Consider the following 16,823-nt stretch of genomic DNA (forward strand, 5'->3'; position numbering starts at 1 on the left):
TAGAGCTTGTGAGGGCTGACGTCTACTTCCGTATTCTACAGGCGCCTTGTGGCACTTGCGGCATATGAGAGCTGCAACATATGTTGCTCTAGTTTCCAGAATCCGTTTCGAGCACACATCTCGTTGACATCAACGCGCTGGAGACTACAATCTTCGATTGATAAAGTACGGAAGCTGACCAGTGAAAAGCCAAGTGCTCAAGGACTACCTTGTCTTTCTCGTGCCCGCGTTTGCCGTTCCGCTGGGCTTATATCTCACTGATCAGACCTCCTCGCCGACCAGTCTCTTCAAGCTGGGCTTGCTGTTTCCGCTCTTTTTGCTGGCGATGAAGGGACTGGCTGGTTTCTTTCCCCCCGAGAATCTGCGGGAACGCTCCGTAGCCCGAATAGCTGAATACGCTATCCTCCAGGGCTTGGTTTTTGCAGCATTTATGTCGATGTTCGGCGGCTTCATGCAACCTGAGTTGCAGTCGAGCTTCCTTTCGACGTTGCGTCAGTTTGCGTTCGCTGCTGTACCGGTGTCTGCGTTCCACTTTGCATCGGCGCTGAACACACAAAAGAAGCTGCGTGCCTCTTAAATGGTTCCACGAGCGCTATGGCCGAGGACTTAGTTGTCGGGCGGCGTATGCGCAGGTACAACGAAACGAAATTCGTAATCGAGTTGCACGGCATTCGGCCATGTCAGGCGACCACACCCTCGGCGGATCGGACTAATGTCGGTCATGGCCTCCAACCGGACGCTTCTGCCCACAATACTTACAGAGATGGACGAGCTTTCCAGTTCCGGTTCCGCGGATACCGCGGCTTAGGGTTCAGGAGATGTGGCAGGCAGAAGGCAATGGTCGGGTCGCCGGACGTTCCGCCAGCCTACTCTTATGTTCATTTGCAAGCTTTTTGGTCATGATTTTCCTTTCCGACTTTGACGACGGAGGGACCAGTGTGAAGCTGTTGAACAAAGGAGGAGACAGGGCGTTTTGACGACGGCTGGCATACTCTTATGCGCGGGTTGGATACCGCATTTCCGTTTGTTCGTCTGGGGCTACCTCGATCTAGGATCGGGCATGGACGGTGTCCGCCACATAGTAGGCGCGAGGATTCCCCACCGGAGCCCTGCCTCCATCTTTGTCCAACAGCAGATGACCTTTATGTTTCCACTAAAGCGTTGCTCTTCAAGCTGACCGATGAGGTCTAGCCTTTTGCCGTGGGTGCGACCTCCTGCCCGATCGCCCACAGGAATGCTGCCATTTCCCGAGCAATGGCAGTGACTGTGATGACCTTCGGCTTGCCTGCCGCCATCAGCTTGCGATACCGCGCGCAAAGCCTCACTTGGCCTTTCCAGGCAATCTCTCGAACTGTCCTCGGTAATCCCTCTAGCCGGGTCTGGATCTTCGGACTTACACGTGCGGGGAAGCGATACGTCCAGGCGCCTTCGATGAGGACCCGACGCACCCTTGCGTTGCCCGCCTTGGTGATCCCGCCCCGCTTGATCCGTGCGCCGGTTGAGCTCTCCGATGGCACGAGACCGAGATAGGCCATCAGCTGACGAGGATTGTCAAAGCGCCTGACATCGCCGATTTCGACGACAAAGGTAACCGCCGTCATGAATGCAACGCCGCGCATCGATTGGTAGGCGGCCACAACCGGGGCCATCGACCAGGATGCTGCAGTCTCCACCACCAACTCGGTCAGCCGGTCCAGGCGTACGCCGGCATCTTCGATGGCTTGGCAATATTCCGCCAACAGGATGTGGTGGGCGGGGTGATCGAAGGTCTGGCGTGCCAGCCATCTTGTATGGGCGCGCGTCCATGGGGTGCGACCGGTATAAATCCGGCCGTGGCGCAGGAGAAAAGACTGGAGTTGCTGGCGTGCCTGCTTCAACGCGCCGTTGGCAGCCTCGCGCGCCCGCACCAGGTCGCGGATCGCCTCATGAGCTTCATCCGGAACCCAGACCGCGGTCAACTCGCCCGCGCGGTGCAGGCGCGCCAGGCTGACGGCATCCCGGCGGTTGGTCTTCACCCGGTCGCCCACTCGCTTGGGCACCAGCGACGGCGCCACCACCACGCAGTCATGCCCCAGTTCGACAATCTGCCGGTAAAGACCGTAACCGGTCGGACCTGCCTCATAGCAGAAATGAAGCTTGGCTCCACGCTTGGAAAGCTTGTTGACCATCGATGCCACCGACGCCGGCTCCGAGGAGATGTCGCCGAAAAACCGCACCTCGCCGTTGCGCTCTCCATCCGCAACCGCCACTGAAATCTTCAGCTTCGACGTATCCAAGCCGATGAAAGTTACGCTATTCTCTTCCATGGTTCGCCCTCGCTTAAGCGTGGGGCTCGGCTCCGGCCTATCCAGAGCAATCCCCGAATTCAGCTTAGCGCGGGGGCGGGCCACCTTCACCCCACGAACATACGGTCTATTTCTGCTGTGCCGACATTTGCGGCGTCGAAAGTTGTCCGCCTCTCTTGCCCACTACCGTTTAGTAGCTGTTAAAGGTTTCGCCTTGGTATGCTGATGTTGTTCTTTATCCTTTTTGTTTTGCCGTACATCGTCGGTTTTGTCGCGCTCGCGTTCTGGCGACAAGGGTGGACGCTTATGACGGCAACTGTCGCAATGGTTGTTGTCTATTTGTATTCCAGAGGATCAGGGGATGGCCCCGGCGCGTTTGCGGCGAATGCCCTTCCAGCTGTCCTCGCGGTTGGAATTGCAGCCGGGCTAGTAACCAGCGTCATTGCCATGACGTCGAACTATCGATCTAGCCACATTGTGGCGACAATGTTCCCTCTCGGATATATCGCTGGATATACCGTAATCAGGTACTTCTGAAGCCGTCAGGGCTATCGCTACTGTCTGGAAGGGCTGCGTGGGAGCGGAACATCGACCCTAGTATTCAGGAATTAGCCTCACGAGCGTTGGTGCTATGCGCACTACCGTTCTTACGTGGCGTTCAACAATACCTTCCACCCCAATTACGGCCCTCGCCAATGCTTCGGCCCCGCCGGCGGCATTCGACAATGGGGCCGGACGAACGTACATCATTTGTTGCTTCGCACCTGCGGTAATTATCATACGATTGAAAACGCTAAATACTCACAAAAATCAGTTGCTTGCTCGATGTTTCTCGACTAGATTTTTTGCAGAAGAGTTCCGAATAACCGTCCCACGCCGACGATACTCAGCGGTCGTTTGACCTCGCTTGAGGGAGGATGATGACTTTGTTTGTCCGACTTCGTTTCTTCGCCATGGCGCAGCGAGTGCGTGATCTCGTCTCGATCCGATACCGACCTACGGCGGCAATCTGACGCGTCGTACCCCTTTGTTCCACTTTTCTAAGATGGTGCTCCTGTGTGGCGCGCCCGAGGTCTGCTATGCAAAGGCAAGCTGTCGTATTCAACGGTCAGGAAGTCGGGATCGCGGTCCCTGCCGAAAACCGCCTCAAATTCATCGCTGTCCGCTTTAATGTCATCGACCTGGACAACAGGCTCTTCGACACGGTTACCGAATCCGGCGCGCCATTACAGAGCATCTCGCGTCCAGCGGTCGTGCGATTACCTCTCACTGAGTGGCATAAACTTTGATCACCATCCCGAAGGCGGACTTCAAACGCCTTCAAGTACGCCTTCCCGAACGACGATGGCGGGAGCGTGGAGATCACGCTGACCTTTGAAGGAGCGGACATCCTCCGCACTGTGGCAGACAACGGGGCAGGGTGCCCGCCCGACCTTGGCGATGGGATCGGATCGAAACTCGTCAAGCCGATGGCGGCGCAGTTCCATGGCGAGGTGATCAGGCATCCCTCGGAGAAGGGGTGCCGTGTCGACGTCAGGCTGAGATAGCCCGACGAGAAATCGCAGGCTTTGTTCGCTTGTATCGAATATGGTTGTCGGGGCAGGGATTCGAACCCCGCGTCACAGCTCGAAAGCTGGAAGCAACCTCGGATACCCGAGGGATGGGGAGAGCGCCGCGCTCCGATTACGCTTACGCCCGACTGAAGCATTAACTCGCGGGCTTTGCGATTGTTCCTGATAGAGTGGCCCTGGGATCGCAAAGCGCAAGATCACCACGACCTTAACGGACAGGATAACTGCCGCCAGTGCCGCGACAAATTGATCACCTGGCCAAGGAGGTGTGCTAGGTCCCGTAGCGGCAGGTTCTTTCTCAGGAGAATGACATGATCACCCGACGCTCCGTCTTGACAACACCCCTCTTCGAGATTGCGATGCGCAATGCGGCCTCGGTCCGCACCAGCTTTCGTTCCCTGCGAAAGTTGGGCGGTCAGCCCCGCTCCAGCGGACAGGCGCATGATTTTCTTGGTCGCAATGTACGCTTTTTTGCGGTTGCAAAACTGAACATAGGTATGCTGCGAGAGCATTGGGGCCGAGCAATGGTATGCTGCGAAGATGTTGAACGTATACTGCGAACGCGCATGAAAAATCCAACGATTTCAACCTTGGCCTTGGCCCCCGCAAGCGTCGCTTCGAAGAACACTGAGATCGGAGGAACCCATGGTAACCACCGCGAATTTCATCACCTTCGGCATCGATGACCTCGATCCGGAGTTCGGCGCTCCGGAGCCTGGCCGGATCGTTTCCGGCGATCCGCAGTTCCGCACCTGGAGCCTGGAGGAGGCCGAAGGTGGCCTCTATTCCGGCATATGGGAGGCGACGCCGGGAAAATGGCGGATCGTCTACGACGAGTGGGAATATTTCAGCCTGCTCTCCGGCTATTCGATCGTGACGGAGGACGGCGGCGAACCGGTTCATCTGAAGGCGGGCGACCGGATGATCTTGAGACCCGGCTTCAAGGGAACGTGGGAAGTCGTTGAAACGACTCGCAAGGACTATGTGATCAAGGTCTGAGCAGCGCCCCGCAAACCGGCGACGACACGGGGCCTGTCCCGCTTTGCGGCGACTGCAGCCGTTTCTTCTGCGAATTGCCGCGTCTCTTTGCCAGATAAAACGCTTTTGATCTTTCGCATTAACGCCGCCTACATCGTCAAATGCTAGACCTTATCCGCAGCGCATTGCGGACATGATGTCTCCTGCCGTCCCCATAGACATGACCTTGCAATCGATCTTCTCGGAATTTGCATGTCGTCGAAACTTGCAGGTAGGCACGTTCGAGCCCAGACGTTTTCCATCATTGCGACAACCGTCTGCTTTCTTGTCGTCGCCCTCTTACTGACCGGCCTCATGAGCCACGTGGTCATCACGATGACTCGGTCGGCAAACGAGATCGACGACGCCAGGGCCAATCGCGCCGCCCGTGCGGCGATTGCGGCCTTTGTCAGTCGCCTTAGCGCGACGACAAGGGATAACGCCGTATGGGACGACGCCTATAGCGCGACCTCATCTCCGACTGCAGCCGATTGGGCCTATGAAAACTGGGGGAAAACCAGCGAGGACTATCCGCTATACGACGGGGCGATCGTGATTGGGCCTGACGGGTCTTCGATCATTTCCGCTTATGCAAAAGGCAAGCCTTTCCAGCCGGGCGCGTTTTTCGGTGAAGCCTTCTATCGGCAGATCAACGCGGCCGCCGATCCGGGACAGGCACCGATCATCAATTTCATCAGGACCGAAAACGGTCTCGCGGTGATCGCGTCACAGGCAATCCAGCCGTTCACGATAGATGGCGAGCTGCCGAAGCTCAGCGTCCTGACCCTTTACAAGGAATTCACATCGGAAGTTCTCGACACGCTTTCGAACGAACACGAGCTTGAAGGGTTGCGCCTTGCGGCCGCGCCCGAACAGGGCCTGCTGGACACGCCGATCAAGGACATGTGGGGTCAGGTTATCGGCCATCTCGTCTGGCCCAGCAAAGCGCCGGGAAGCGCCGTATTCCATCAGGTCTATCCTTATATTGCAGCCGCTACCATCATCCTCATGCTGTTCTTGTCCGGTGTTCTGCTGGTGGGCGCATCCGAGGCTCGACGCCTGCACCAATTGGCGCAAACGGCGCTTTTCGAGGCCACCCATGATAGCCTGAGCGGACTGTTGAACAGACATGGGCTTCTCAACCTGCTGGAAGAGCTGGAAGACTCGGGTTCTCCACGCCGCCTCCATCTGGTCGACCTCGATGGCTTCAAAGCCGTCAACGATGCCTGGGGGCATGCGGTTGGGGACGATTTGATCCGGATGGTCTCGGCCGCCCTGATGTCTTGTCATCCCGAAGTCGTTGATGCGGCCCGGCTCGGAGGCGACGAGTTCGCGCTCGTGCAGGTCGGGTCCGCCTCGGGCGAGGAGATGGAAAGAGCCATTCTGGCGCTCTTTGCCGAACCCTTCAAAATCGACGGACGAACGATCGAGGTTGGAGCAAGCATCGGCACCGCTGCACGCACAACCGACGTGTCGCCGCTGGAGCTCCTGCGTAGAGCGGATATGGCTCTTTATCGCGCCAAGGCAAATGGCCGTGGCCAGGCGGTCGAGTACGATTTCGAGCTGGACCGTGAGCGCCAACGTATCGCCGAGCTGGAAGGGCAGTTGAAGAGCGCCATCAATGATGGCGCGATCGAAGCCGTTTTCCAACCTCTCGTCTCCGCCTCGACCGGTGCTGTCACGGGTCTTGAAGCGCTGGCGCGCTGGAGAACGGCGACAGGCAATATCAGCCCGGAGATTTTCATCCCTCTCGCCGAGAGATGCGGCCTCATCGATGCGCTCGGCGCTCACATGCTGAAAACATCGATCGAACATGCCAGGAACTGGCCCGACCTGGCGTTGTCGGTGAATGTCTCGCCGATCCAGCTCTGCAATCCGGAATTTGCCGCCGAGGTGATCTCGCTCCTGCGGGAACTCGATTTCGATCCGCATCGACTGACGTTGGAGATCACCGAAGGCGTTCTGATCACCAATCCGGATCAGGCCCGGCGCTCGATCGACCAGCTCAAGCGCGTCGGCATCAAGTTCGCGCTCGATGACTTTGGCTGCGGCTACGCAAGCATCGGCGCATTGCGGCAGTTCGGCTTTGATCGCATGAAGATCGACCGATCGCTCGTGTCCGCTCTCGACGAGGCTACAAATGGCGCGGATGTTCTTCGGGCAACCATCTCGCTTGCGACCGCTCTGCAGATTCCGGTCACCGCCGAAGGGATCGAGAACAGCCGCCAGGCTGCGATCCTGCGAGACGCCGGGTGCGATCAGCTTCAAGGCTATCTGATGGGCAAGCCTATGTCGGCGCGCGACATATCCACCAAGCTGCGGGAAGAGACCGCCGCTTAGTGCCCATTGGATTCCGCCGTCGCTGCCTTGACGGAGGAGGTCGGCTCGGGATTTAATTCTGACGTCTGAGAGCGACATTTTCGGCCATGGCTGCGGCAATCCACCACAGCGATGCGTCAATCTATCCCAATGTTTTTGCTAAGGCTTTGTTAAATCCCGGATTCGGCGGAAAGACTGCGGGCGCAGCCTTCGATGCACGGCCTCTCAGTCGGTTTCAACGGTCAAAATCCGTCATCAAACTGCAATAAAACGCGCCTAGCCCGCCTCGTGTGACGGGAATTTCAGCGCCCCCGACAATGGACACCCCCTCCATGGTGCTGGTCTCGTTGTCCTTCAATTCCATTAGGGAAGCGCTTCATATGCTCACCAAGACACTCCTTTCGGCCTGCCTCGGCGCGGGTCTGGTTGCCGCGCTGGCAGTTTCGGCGTCCGCCGCCGACATCACCGGCGCCGGCTCCACCTTCGTCTATCCGGTCCTCTCCAAGTGGTCTGCGGACTACAACAAGCAGACCGGCGACAAGCTGAACTATCAGTCGATCGGCTCGGGCGGCGGTATCGCTCAGATCAAGGCTGCAACGGTTGACTTCGGCGCGTCCGACAAGCCGCTCGAGCCGAAGGAGCTGTCCGACGGCGGCTTCGGCCAGTTCCCGCTCGTTGTCGGCGGCATCGTGCCCGTCATCAACGTCAAGGGCATCAAGTCGGGCGAGCTGAAGTTCACCGGTAAGGTTCTCGCCGACATCTACCTCGGCAATGTCACCAAGTGGAACGACAAGGCCATCGCCGATCTGAACCCGGGCTTGAAGCTGCCCGACAGCCAGATCGCCGTCGTTCACCGTTCGGACGGTTCGGGCACCTCCTTCAACTGGACGAACTACTTCTCCAAGGTCAACGAGGACTGGAAGAGCAAGGTCGGTGAGGGCACCGCCGTCAACTGGCCGGTCGGCATCGGCGGCAAGGGCAACGAAGGCGTTGCCGCTTACGTCACCCGCGTCAAGGATTCGATCGGCTACGTCGAATATGCCTACGCCCTGCAGAACAAACTGCCTTACGCTCTGATCCAGAACGCGGCCGGTCAGTACCCGAAGCCGAGCGCCGAAAGCTTCTCGGCTGCCGCTGCGAGCGCCGAATGGACCAAGGCTCAGGACTTCTACCTGATCATGACCAACGCTCCGGGCGAAAAGGCCTGGCCGGTGACCGCCACGACCTGGGCGATCATGTATAAGGACCCGAAGGACGCGGCACGCTCCAAGGCTGCCTTCGCCTTCTTCAAGTGGGCCCTCGAAAACGGCCAGAAGGAAGCTTCCTCCCTCGATTACGTTCCGCTTCCGGAGACCCTGGTGAAGCAGATCGAGGACTACTGGACGGCTTCCTTCAAGGGCTGATCCCTGCAGGACACGCGTTCGGAGCGGGAAGCCAGGCTTTCCGCTCCGAATGCCTTTGACATTTGACTTTGATACCCCCTCAAAGCAGTCGAGCGTATAATATGAGCGAAGCATTGGCATCGCTGCCTGCCTCCGGAGCGGGCGTGAAGCGTCGCGATGGCGCGACCGGCGATCGTATTTTCTATTGGATAGTTTTGGGCTGCGGCCTGTTTGTTCTCGCAGCATTGCTTGCCGCCGCAACCTCCATGACCCTGGGCGGGCTTCAGGCGTTCCGGACCTTCGGGTTTGGCTTTCTGACCGGCACGGAATGGGATCCGGTTGCCCAGCAGTTCGCGGGTCTCGTGCCGATCTACGGCACGCTGGTCACCTCGGCGCTTGCCATGATCATCGGCGTTCCCGTCAGTCTCGGTATTGCGGTTTTCATCACCGAAGTCGCGCCGCGCTCCATCCGCGGCCCGATCGGCGGCGCCGTCGAGCTTCTCGCCGGCATCCCTTCGATCATTTACGGCATGTGGGGTCTTTTCACCTTCGCCCCCTTCATGTCGGATTACGTTCAGCCGGTGCTGATCGACTGGCTTGGCCCGATCCCGGTGATCGGCGCGCTGTTCTCGGGCGCTCCGCTGGGCATCGGCATGCTGACGTCGGGCATCGTGCTGGCGATCATGATCATCCCCTTCATCTCCTCGGTCATGCGCGACGTCTTTCTGGTCGTTCCTGCGCAACTGAAGGAATCGGCCTATGCGCTGGGTTCGACCAAGTGGGAAGTGGTGCGTGACATCGTCATCCCGCACACGCGCACCGCTGTCGTCGGCGGCATCTTCCTCGGGCTCGGCCGCGCGCTTGGAGAGACCATGGCGGTGACCTTCGTCCTCGGCAACACCCATAATATCGCCGTGTCGCTGATGGAGCCGGGCACCTCGATCGCCGCGACGCTCGCCAACGAGTTTGCCGAGGCCTCGGACGATCTCTACAGATCGTCGCTCTCCGCGCTTGGCCTCATTCTTTTCGTCGTGACCTTCATCGTTCTGGCCGCCGCCAAGCTCATGCTGGTGCGCATGGCAAAACAGAGGGGAGAGTAATCATGGCCACCTATTCGGGCTCCCTCTACCGCCGCCGCCAGATCGGCAGCGCGATTGCGCTGACGCTCTGCGGTCTCGCCACCGTGCTCGGCCTGGTTTTTCTGGTCTGGATCCTCTGGACGACGCTGATACACGGCCTGTCGGCGCTAGGCCCCAGTCTTGTCACCGAAATGACGCCGCCGCCCGGCGAAGACGGTGGCGGTCTCGCCAACGCCTTCATGGGCAGCCTGCTGATGGTCGCGCTCGCCGTCGTCATCGGCACGCCGATCGGCGTGCTCGCCGGCACCTATCTGTCGGAGTTCAGCCGCGGCAAAAAGATTGGCGAGACGATCCGCTTCGTCAACGACATCCTGCTCTCGGCGCCGTCGATCATCATCGGCCTGTTCGTCTATGAACTGGTCGTCCGGCCGACGGCGCGCTTCTCCGGCTTTGCAGGCGGCATTGCGCTTGCCTTCATCTTCCTGCCGGTCGTGGTGCGCACGACCGACGAGATGTTGCGGCTGGTTCCGGATGTGATGCGCGAGGCGGCACTTTCGCTCGGCATCCCGCGCTGGAAGGTCACGGTCAACATTCTCTACCGCGCCGCTTCCACGGGTATTCTGACCGGCATCCTGCTCGCCATTGCCCGTATCTCGGGCGAAACCGCGCCGCTCCTCTTCACGGCTCTGAACAACCAGTATTGGAGCCTGGATATGTCGCAGCCGATAGCGAACATTCCGGTCGTCATCTTCCAGTTCGCTATGAGCCCCTATGAGCAATGGCAGAATCTCGCCTGGGCCGGTGCCTTCGTGATGACCGCTGTCGTTTTGATTCTGAGCGTCGTTTCGCGCTCTGTCCTGAACCGAAAAGGCGGGAAATGATGCTTCAGTCCTCAGATACTTTCGATGCCGTCAGCAAGTCCGAAAAGGCGAGGGCCAAAGACAAGATCACTCTCGAGAAAGTCAATTTCTACTATGGCGACGCCCACGCGATCAAAGATGTGAGCCTGAGCTTCCCCGAGCGCCAGGTCTCGGCCCTGATCGGTCCGTCGGGCTGCGGCAAGTCTACGCTGCTGCGCATCCTCAACCGCATCTACATGCTCTATCCGAAGATGCGCGCGACTGGCTCGATCAAGCTCGACGGCAAGAATATCCTTGATCCGAGTTTTTCGATGAATGAACTGCGCGCCCGTGTTGGCATGGTTTTCCAGAAGCCCGTGCCGTTTCCGATGTCGATCTATGACAACATCGCATACGGCATTCGCCACCACGAGCGCTTGGGCAAGGCCGATATGGACGTCCGGGTCGAGCAGGCGCTGCGCCAGGCGGCTCTCTGGGATGAGGTCAAGGACAAGCTGAAGGGTAGCGGCCTCGGCCTCTCTGGCGGTCAGCAGCAGCGTCTCTGCATCGCTCGCGGCGTGGCGCTACGTCCTGAGGTTCTGCTTCTCGACGAGCCGACCTCGGCCCTCGACCCGATCTCGACCGCCAAGGTCGAAGAGCTGGTCTCGCGGCTGAAGGGCGAGTTCACCATCGTGATCGTCACGCACAACATGCAGCAGGCAAGCCGTATCTCCGACAACACCGCCTTCATGTATTTGGGCGAGTTGATCGAATACGGCCCGACCACGGAAATCTTCCAGTCGCCGAAGGTCAAACGCACGGAAGATTACATTACGGGCCGTTACGGCTGATACGGCATTCCCTCCGCGAAAAGAAACGGCCGGTGCGCTGTGAGCACACCGGCCGTTTTCGTTTGCAGGTGCTGATGTGGCGGCCTACCAGACGAGATCCAGGCGATCGAGGCCGTGGAAGTGATAGACGTCCTTGACGATGGGCGTCTTGGCAAGCTTGAGACTCGGCAGGCGCTGGAACAGGATCGGCAGCACGACGTTGAGCTCCAGCCGTGCCAGCGGTGCGCCGATGCAGAAATGGATGCCGGCGCCGAAGGAGAGGTTGGGTGCTTCGTTGCGGTCGGGCTTGAAGGTCAGGGGATCGCTGAATTTCGCCGGATCGAGATTGGCGGCGGCGAGGATCATGCTCACCTTGTCGCCACGCTTGAACTCCACACCGTCGATCTCTGCAGGTTCTAATGCCCAGCGCTGGAAGATGTGGACGGGCGCGCAGATACGCAGGGACTCCTCGACGGTGCGTTCCGTTGCGGTTTCGTCGCCGAAAAGCTCAGCCGGATCGTAGCCGCTATCCAGAATGATGCGCACCGAATTGCCGATCTGGTGGACTGTCGCTTCATGGCCGGCATTGAGCAGCACGATGGTCGTTGAAACCAGCTCGTCTTCCGTCAGGTACTGGCCCTTGTGCTCGGTATGGATCATATGCGTCAGCAGGTCGTCGCGCGGTTCGGCCCGGCGCTCGGCAATGACGGTCTTCACATAATCGGAAAATTCCCGTGCCGCCTGCTCGGCCGCATCTTCGTCCGCGCGGGTGCGCCCGAACATGTACATGCGCACATAGGCATGCGACCATTTCAGCAGCTGCGGTCCCATTTCTTCTGGAATGCCGATCATGCGTGCGATCATCGTCACCGGGATGATATCGGCAAAGGCCGAAAGAAGCTCGACTTCGCCCTTGTCGGCAAAGGCGTTGATCAGCCTGTTGGCAAGGTCTTCGATTTCCGGCTTCATCTTCTCGACATGGCGCGAGACGAAGGCGCGGTTGACGAGGGTGCGCAGCCTCGTGTGTTCCGGCGGCTCCAACTCGAGCAGCGAATAGCGCTCGGCAAGATCGAAGGCGGCGATATGCGGCTCGGGTTCGGCAAGGCCAAGTTCCTCGCGGCTGGCAATATGCAGGATCTGCCGGCCGAAGCGCCGGTCGCGCAGCAGCCCGTTTACATGATCGTAGCCGGTCACGAACCACTGCTTCTGCTGCTCCCAATAGAAGGTGGGGCAATGGGCATGGAGCGCGGCATAGACCGCGTTCGGGTTGCCGTAGAAGGCCGGGTCGCTGCCGTCGAGCGACACATGGCGGGTTACGGGATCAATCTTGAGGAAGGGCGGTATCGTCATGTCCCGAGGCTTAGCGGATTTGCCGGGCCTCGGAAAGATGCGGAGGAGGGAACGGTGGAACGCTCAGCATCGGGCGAGCGCTCCATCACTTTAAATTTTCCCTCTAACCCTGAGAATCGATTCCGATTTTCGGATCGGCGTGTTAGCCGGCCCTCGAGAGCTGGCCCATGCGCCGCAGCGCCTCGACCTGGTCGTCGACCGTCGGCACGAGTTCGCCGGCGGTGTTGTCCGGCGTCGCTGGCGCCGGGGCTGCTGCCTCCGCTTCGCCGAAGGTGACAGTGCAGTTGCGGCCAGCACCTTTTGCCGCATAGAGCGCCCGGTCGGCGGCCGAGATCAGCTTGTCGATATTGGCTTCGATCGAGGAGGCCAGCGCGATGCCGATGCTGACCGTGACCGGAACGATCGCCTCGCCGGTGCTGACGGGAAGACGGCAGAATTCGGTGCGGATCGCTTCGGCAATCGCTTCGGCTTCCGTTTGGTCGGCGACGGCTGCGAAGGCTGCGAATTCCTCGCCGCCCATGCGGCCGAAGATGTTGTTCGGAATATACTGGCGGGCCATGCGGGCAAACGCGGTCAGCACGGCATCGCCGGACTGGTGGCCGAAGCGGTCGTTGACGCGCTTGAAATGGTCGAGATCGAAAAGCATGACCGCGACCTGGCGCTGCTCGTTATGGGCTCTTTCCTGGATGGCGCCGAAATAGCCGAGCAAGCCGCGGCGGTTGAGCACGCCGCTCAGCGCATCGGTCAAGGTCAGCGCGCGTAGGTGGCGTTCGGAACGCTCCATGATCAGCCGACAGGTGAAGGCAAAGGCGATGGTAAGCAGGAAGGCGCTTGCCATGGCGGAGGCGCCGGCGAGATTGGTTGCGTCGATTTCGCTCGGCAGCGTCAGCGCCATCGTCAGCGCAGAGCCGAAGCACAGGCAGCCCTGAATGACGAAGACGCCCATCAGTTTGACGCGGGTGCGCTCGCGGCGCATGTCGCCGGCGGCAACCGCCATGGCGAGTGCCGTGGCGCCTGTCGCAGAAGCGAGATTGTAGAGCACGACGCGGTTCGAATAATCATCGTTGACCCAGGGCAGGAAAACTCCGGCCAGCCAGATGACCGGCGGCAGCAGCGCCCACCATTCGATCCTCTTGCGCTCGAGCGCAAGGAAGCCCGCCACCCAGGCGCTCTGGCCGAGCAGCGCAATGGCATTGCCGGTCTCGATGGAAAGCACGCTCGGGATTTGGCCACGCAACGCGATCATCGCAAAGCCGATGCCGGTCAGCAGAAAACCGAAGCCCCAATAGAGATAGGCCTCGTTCCTGACGTTGTGACGCCAGGCGACGAAGAGCACCAAAGCCAGCGTCATGGCCTCCGAACACCAGATGGCGAGACCCGTAGCGATATTGAACACGGCAGCAAACCCCTTGTCTGTCGGCCCGTTTCTGTTGGCTCGCATCCTTGCCGAGGAAGCTCGCCACTTTCTTAATGCCGCTGCACTGCGGTATGGTTTTGTGCCGATATCTGCCGGTAGGCTTTCCGTTGGGTAAACGTGTGTGAGCACTGTCGAATGGAGTAAGGCTTTCTTCATCCTGTCATGGAGAAAAGCCGGGGGAGACCTTGCGAAGGGCTCGCCGTTAACAGGCGTTTTGAGGAAAGAGGCTACCACGAGCCGCAAGTAGAGCCGTCTTGCCCCGCCTTCTTAACGTTATCCTCATGCGTGTCTTGAAGAGGAGGGCAGGGACACTCTATGTAGGGATAAGACATTTTCTTTGATTCCCGGCGCCGGCCGGCGAGACGTTGACAAAGGACGCACATGAGAAACCCAGTCGATACCGCAATGGCCCTCGTGCCGATGGTCGTGGAACAGACCAATCGCGGTGAACGCTCCTATGACATCTATTCCCGCCTGTTGAAGGAACGCATCATCTTCCTGACGGGTGCCGTCGAGGATCATATGGCGACGCTCGTCTGCGCCCAGCTTCTCTTCCTCGAGGCCGAAAACCCGAAGAAGGAAATCGCGCTTTACATCAATTCGCCCGGCGGCGTCGTCACCGCAGGCATGGCGATCTACGATACGATGCAGTTCATCAAGCCCGCGGTTTCGACGCTCTGCATCGGCCAGGCCGCGTCCATGGGTTCGCTGCTGCTTGCGGCCGGCCACAAGGACATGCGCTTCGCCACCCCGAATTCCCGCATCATGGTGCATCAGCCTTCGGGCGGCTTCCAGGGCCAGGCCTCGGACATCGAGCGCCACGCCCGTGACATCCTCAAGATGAAGCGCCGCCTGAACGAGGTCTATGTCAAGCACACCGGCCGCACCTATGAGGAAGTTGAAAAGACGCTTGATCGCGACCATTTCATGGATGCCGATGAGGCCCAGGGCTGGGGCGTGATTGACAAGGTTCTGACCTCGCGCCTCGAAATGGAAGGCGAGCAGGCCTAGTAATTAATAGGGATGGTGTTTTCCTCGCCACAGTTCTATCTCATTTGTGATCGAACAAGGCTTTCATCCGGCGACGAAGACGCTAATAGTAACTATTAATGCTATGTTGAATTTTTATGACATAGCATTTGGCATTCGAAGGGGAATTCGTTGCCGCCGGAACCCGGACATGATTGATTGGGCCCGGTTCGTAGCCCCTGAAGCCCTTCTCGGCAAAGGCTCCGGAAACGGAGTGCCGCCAGGAGCTGATTGAGTGGACCGCGATTTCACCTTGAAATGCGGCGTGCTGGAAGGAAAGTGATATGAGCAAGGTCAGCGGCAGCAACGGCGGCGACAGCAAGAACACCCTCTATTGTTCGTTCTGCGGAAAGAGCCAGCACGAAGTCCGGAAACTGATTGCCGGACCGACCGTGTTCATCTGCGATGAATGCGTCGAATTGTGCATGGACATCATCCGCGAGGAGAACAAGTCCTCGATGGTCAAGTCCCGTGACGGCGTCCCCACGCCCCAGGACATCATCAAGGTCCTCGACGAATACGTCATCGGCCAGCGGCAGGCGAAGAAGATCCTGTCGGTCGCCGTTCACAACCACTACAAGCGCCTGGCACACGCCTCCAAGAACGGCGAAGTCGAGCTGGCGAAGTCGAACATCATGCTCGTCGGCCCGACCGGCTGCGGCAAGACCTATCTTGCCCAGACGCTCGCCCGCATCATCGACGTTCCCTTCACCATGGCTGATGCGACGACGCTGACCGAGGCCGGTTACGTCGGCGAGGATGTGGAAAACATCATCCTGAAGCTCCTGCAGGCGGCGGACTACAATGTTGAGCGCGCGCAGCGCGGCATCGTCTACATCGACGAAGTCGACAAGATCTCGCGCAAGTCCGACAATCCGTCGATCACCCGTGACGTCTCGGGCGAGGGCGTGCAGCAGGCGCTCCTGAAGATCATGGAAGGCACGGTCGCTTCCGTTCCGCCGCAGGGTGGGCGCAAGCATCCGCAGCAGGAATTCCTGCAGGTCGACACGACGAACATTCTGTTCATCTGCGGCGGCGCTTTCGCCGGCCTCGACAAGATCATCTCCGCCCGCGGCGAGAAGACCTCGATCGGCTTCGGTGCGACCGTCAAGGCCCAGGACGACCGCCGCGTCGGCGAAGTCCTGCGCGAACTGGAGCCGGAAGACCTGGTCAAGTTCGGCCTCATCCCCGAGTTCATCGGCCGTCTGCCGGTTCTGGCGACGCTTGAGGATCTTGACGAGGATGCGCTGATCCAGATCCTGTCCGAGCCGAAGAATGCACTGATCAAGCAGTATCAGCGCCTGTTCGAGATGGAAGACGTGGAACTGACCTTCCACGAGGATGCGCTTCGCGAAATCGCCCGCAAGGCGATCGTGCGCAAGACCGGCGCCCGCGGCCTTCGCTCGATCATGGAGAAGATCCTGCTCGACACGATGTTCGAGCTGCCGACGCTGGAAGGCGTGCGCGAGGTTGTCATCTCCGAGGAAGTGGTGCGCGGTTCTGCCCGTCCGCTCTACATCTATGCCGATCGTCAGGAAGAAAAGGCCAACGCTTCCGCGTGACCTTGTGACTTTCACACGATTATTTTGAGGGGCTTGCCGTCGGCAAGCCCCTTTCTATTTGAAAAACCATGCGAGGCACTGTTAGTATTTTGCGGATGGGAACCGCAATTGCCCTTGCCGATATTGCGCAAGGGGTGGTGCTT

General features: G+C 59.4%; 13 protein-coding genes and 2 pseudogenes. 12 read left to right on the forward strand and 3 right to left on the reverse strand.

The window, feature by feature from the left end; translation table 11 throughout:
* Window positions 1-181 precede the first annotated feature (181 nt).
* Window positions 182-577, forward strand: coding sequence for a hypothetical protein (locus NE852_RS07950; RefSeq protein ID WP_008521942.1), 396 nt, complete (start codon window positions 182-184; stop codon window positions 575-577).
* A 610-nt stretch (window positions 578-1,187) separates the two neighbouring features.
* Here NE852_RS07950 and NE852_RS07955 read toward each other — a convergent pair.
* A complete protein-coding gene (locus NE852_RS07955) occupies window positions 1,188-2,306 on the reverse strand; it encodes an IS110 family transposase (protein ID WP_008536701.1) in 1,119 nt (372 codons plus the stop codon).
* A 591-nt stretch (window positions 2,307-2,897) separates the two neighbouring features.
* On the opposite strand from NE852_RS07955, the pseudogene NE852_RS07960 reads away from it, so the two are divergent.
* The 9 genes and pseudogenes from NE852_RS07960 to pstB all read left to right on the forward strand — a co-directional run.
* Window positions 2,898-2,993 (forward strand): annotated as a pseudogene (locus NE852_RS07960) (BA14K family protein); the annotation flags it as partial.
* A gap of 371 nt (window positions 2,994-3,364) precedes the next feature.
* Window positions 3,365-3,558 (forward strand): annotated as a pseudogene (locus NE852_RS07965) (hypothetical protein).
* 82 nt (window positions 3,559-3,640) lie between these two features.
* Window positions 3,641-3,832 (forward strand): ATP-binding protein, encoded by a 192-nt coding sequence (locus tag NE852_RS32715; RefSeq protein WP_008521939.1) that lies wholly within the window; start codon window positions 3,641-3,643, stop codon window positions 3,830-3,832.
* Window positions 3,833-4,501: 669 nt separating this feature from the next.
* Window positions 4,502-4,855, forward strand: coding sequence for a cupin domain-containing protein (locus tag NE852_RS07970; protein WP_008521938.1), 354 nt, complete (start codon window positions 4,502-4,504; stop codon window positions 4,853-4,855).
* 231 nt (window positions 4,856-5,086) lie between these two features.
* Window positions 5,087-7,213, forward strand: coding sequence for a bifunctional diguanylate cyclase/phosphodiesterase (locus NE852_RS07975; RefSeq protein WP_008521937.1), 2,127 nt, complete (start codon window positions 5,087-5,089; stop codon window positions 7,211-7,213).
* 359 nt (window positions 7,214-7,572) lie between these two features.
* The gene (gene pstS, locus NE852_RS07980) at window positions 7,573-8,595 is read left to right on the forward strand and encodes a phosphate ABC transporter substrate-binding protein PstS (protein WP_258156382.1); all 1,023 of its coding nucleotides are present in this window, start codon (window positions 7,573-7,575) and stop codon (window positions 8,593-8,595) included.
* A gap of 101 nt (window positions 8,596-8,696) precedes the next feature.
* Window positions 8,697-9,674: a phosphate ABC transporter permease subunit PstC gene (gene pstC, locus NE852_RS07985; RefSeq protein WP_008521935.1), complete on the forward strand. Its 978-nt coding sequence runs from the start codon at window positions 8,697-8,699 to the stop codon at window positions 9,672-9,674.
* A gap of 2 nt (window positions 9,675-9,676) precedes the next feature.
* Window positions 9,677-10,534, forward strand: coding sequence for a phosphate ABC transporter permease PstA (gene pstA / locus NE852_RS07990; RefSeq protein ID WP_008521934.1), 858 nt, complete (start codon window positions 9,677-9,679; stop codon window positions 10,532-10,534).
* Window positions 10,534-11,343, forward strand: coding sequence for a phosphate ABC transporter ATP-binding protein PstB (gene pstB / locus NE852_RS07995; protein WP_374992002.1), 810 nt, complete (start codon window positions 10,534-10,536; stop codon window positions 11,341-11,343). Before pstA ends, pstB begins: the two co-directional genes overlap by 1 nt.
* Before the next feature lie 84 nt (window positions 11,344-11,427).
* Here pstB and NE852_RS08000 read toward each other — a convergent pair whose 3' ends face one another.
* The gene (locus NE852_RS08000) at window positions 11,428-12,672 is read right to left on the reverse strand and encodes a cytochrome P450 (protein WP_008521932.1); all 1,245 of its coding nucleotides are present in this window, start codon (window positions 12,670-12,672) and stop codon (window positions 11,428-11,430) included.
* A gap of 142 nt (window positions 12,673-12,814) precedes the next feature.
* Window positions 12,815-14,245: a GGDEF domain-containing protein gene (locus NE852_RS08005; RefSeq protein WP_205621915.1), complete on the reverse strand. Its 1,431-nt coding sequence runs from the start codon at window positions 14,243-14,245 to the stop codon at window positions 12,815-12,817.
* A gap of 225 nt (window positions 14,246-14,470) precedes the next feature.
* On the opposite strand from NE852_RS08005, the gene clpP reads away from it, so the two are divergent.
* Both clpP and clpX read left to right on the forward strand, forming a co-directional pair.
* Window positions 14,471-15,100, forward strand: coding sequence for an ATP-dependent Clp endopeptidase proteolytic subunit ClpP (gene clpP / locus NE852_RS08010; protein ID WP_003573944.1), 630 nt, complete (start codon window positions 14,471-14,473; stop codon window positions 15,098-15,100).
* A 302-nt stretch (window positions 15,101-15,402) separates the two neighbouring features.
* Window positions 15,403-16,680 (forward strand): ATP-dependent Clp protease ATP-binding subunit ClpX, encoded by a 1,278-nt coding sequence (gene clpX, locus NE852_RS08015; protein ID WP_004680013.1) that lies wholly within the window; start codon window positions 15,403-15,405, stop codon window positions 16,678-16,680.
* Window positions 16,681-16,823: the final 143 nt, after the last annotated feature.

Source organism: Rhizobium sp. Pop5 (assembly GCF_024721175.1).
In the GTDB taxonomy this organism is placed as follows: Bacteria; Pseudomonadota; Alphaproteobacteria; order Rhizobiales; family Rhizobiaceae; genus Rhizobium.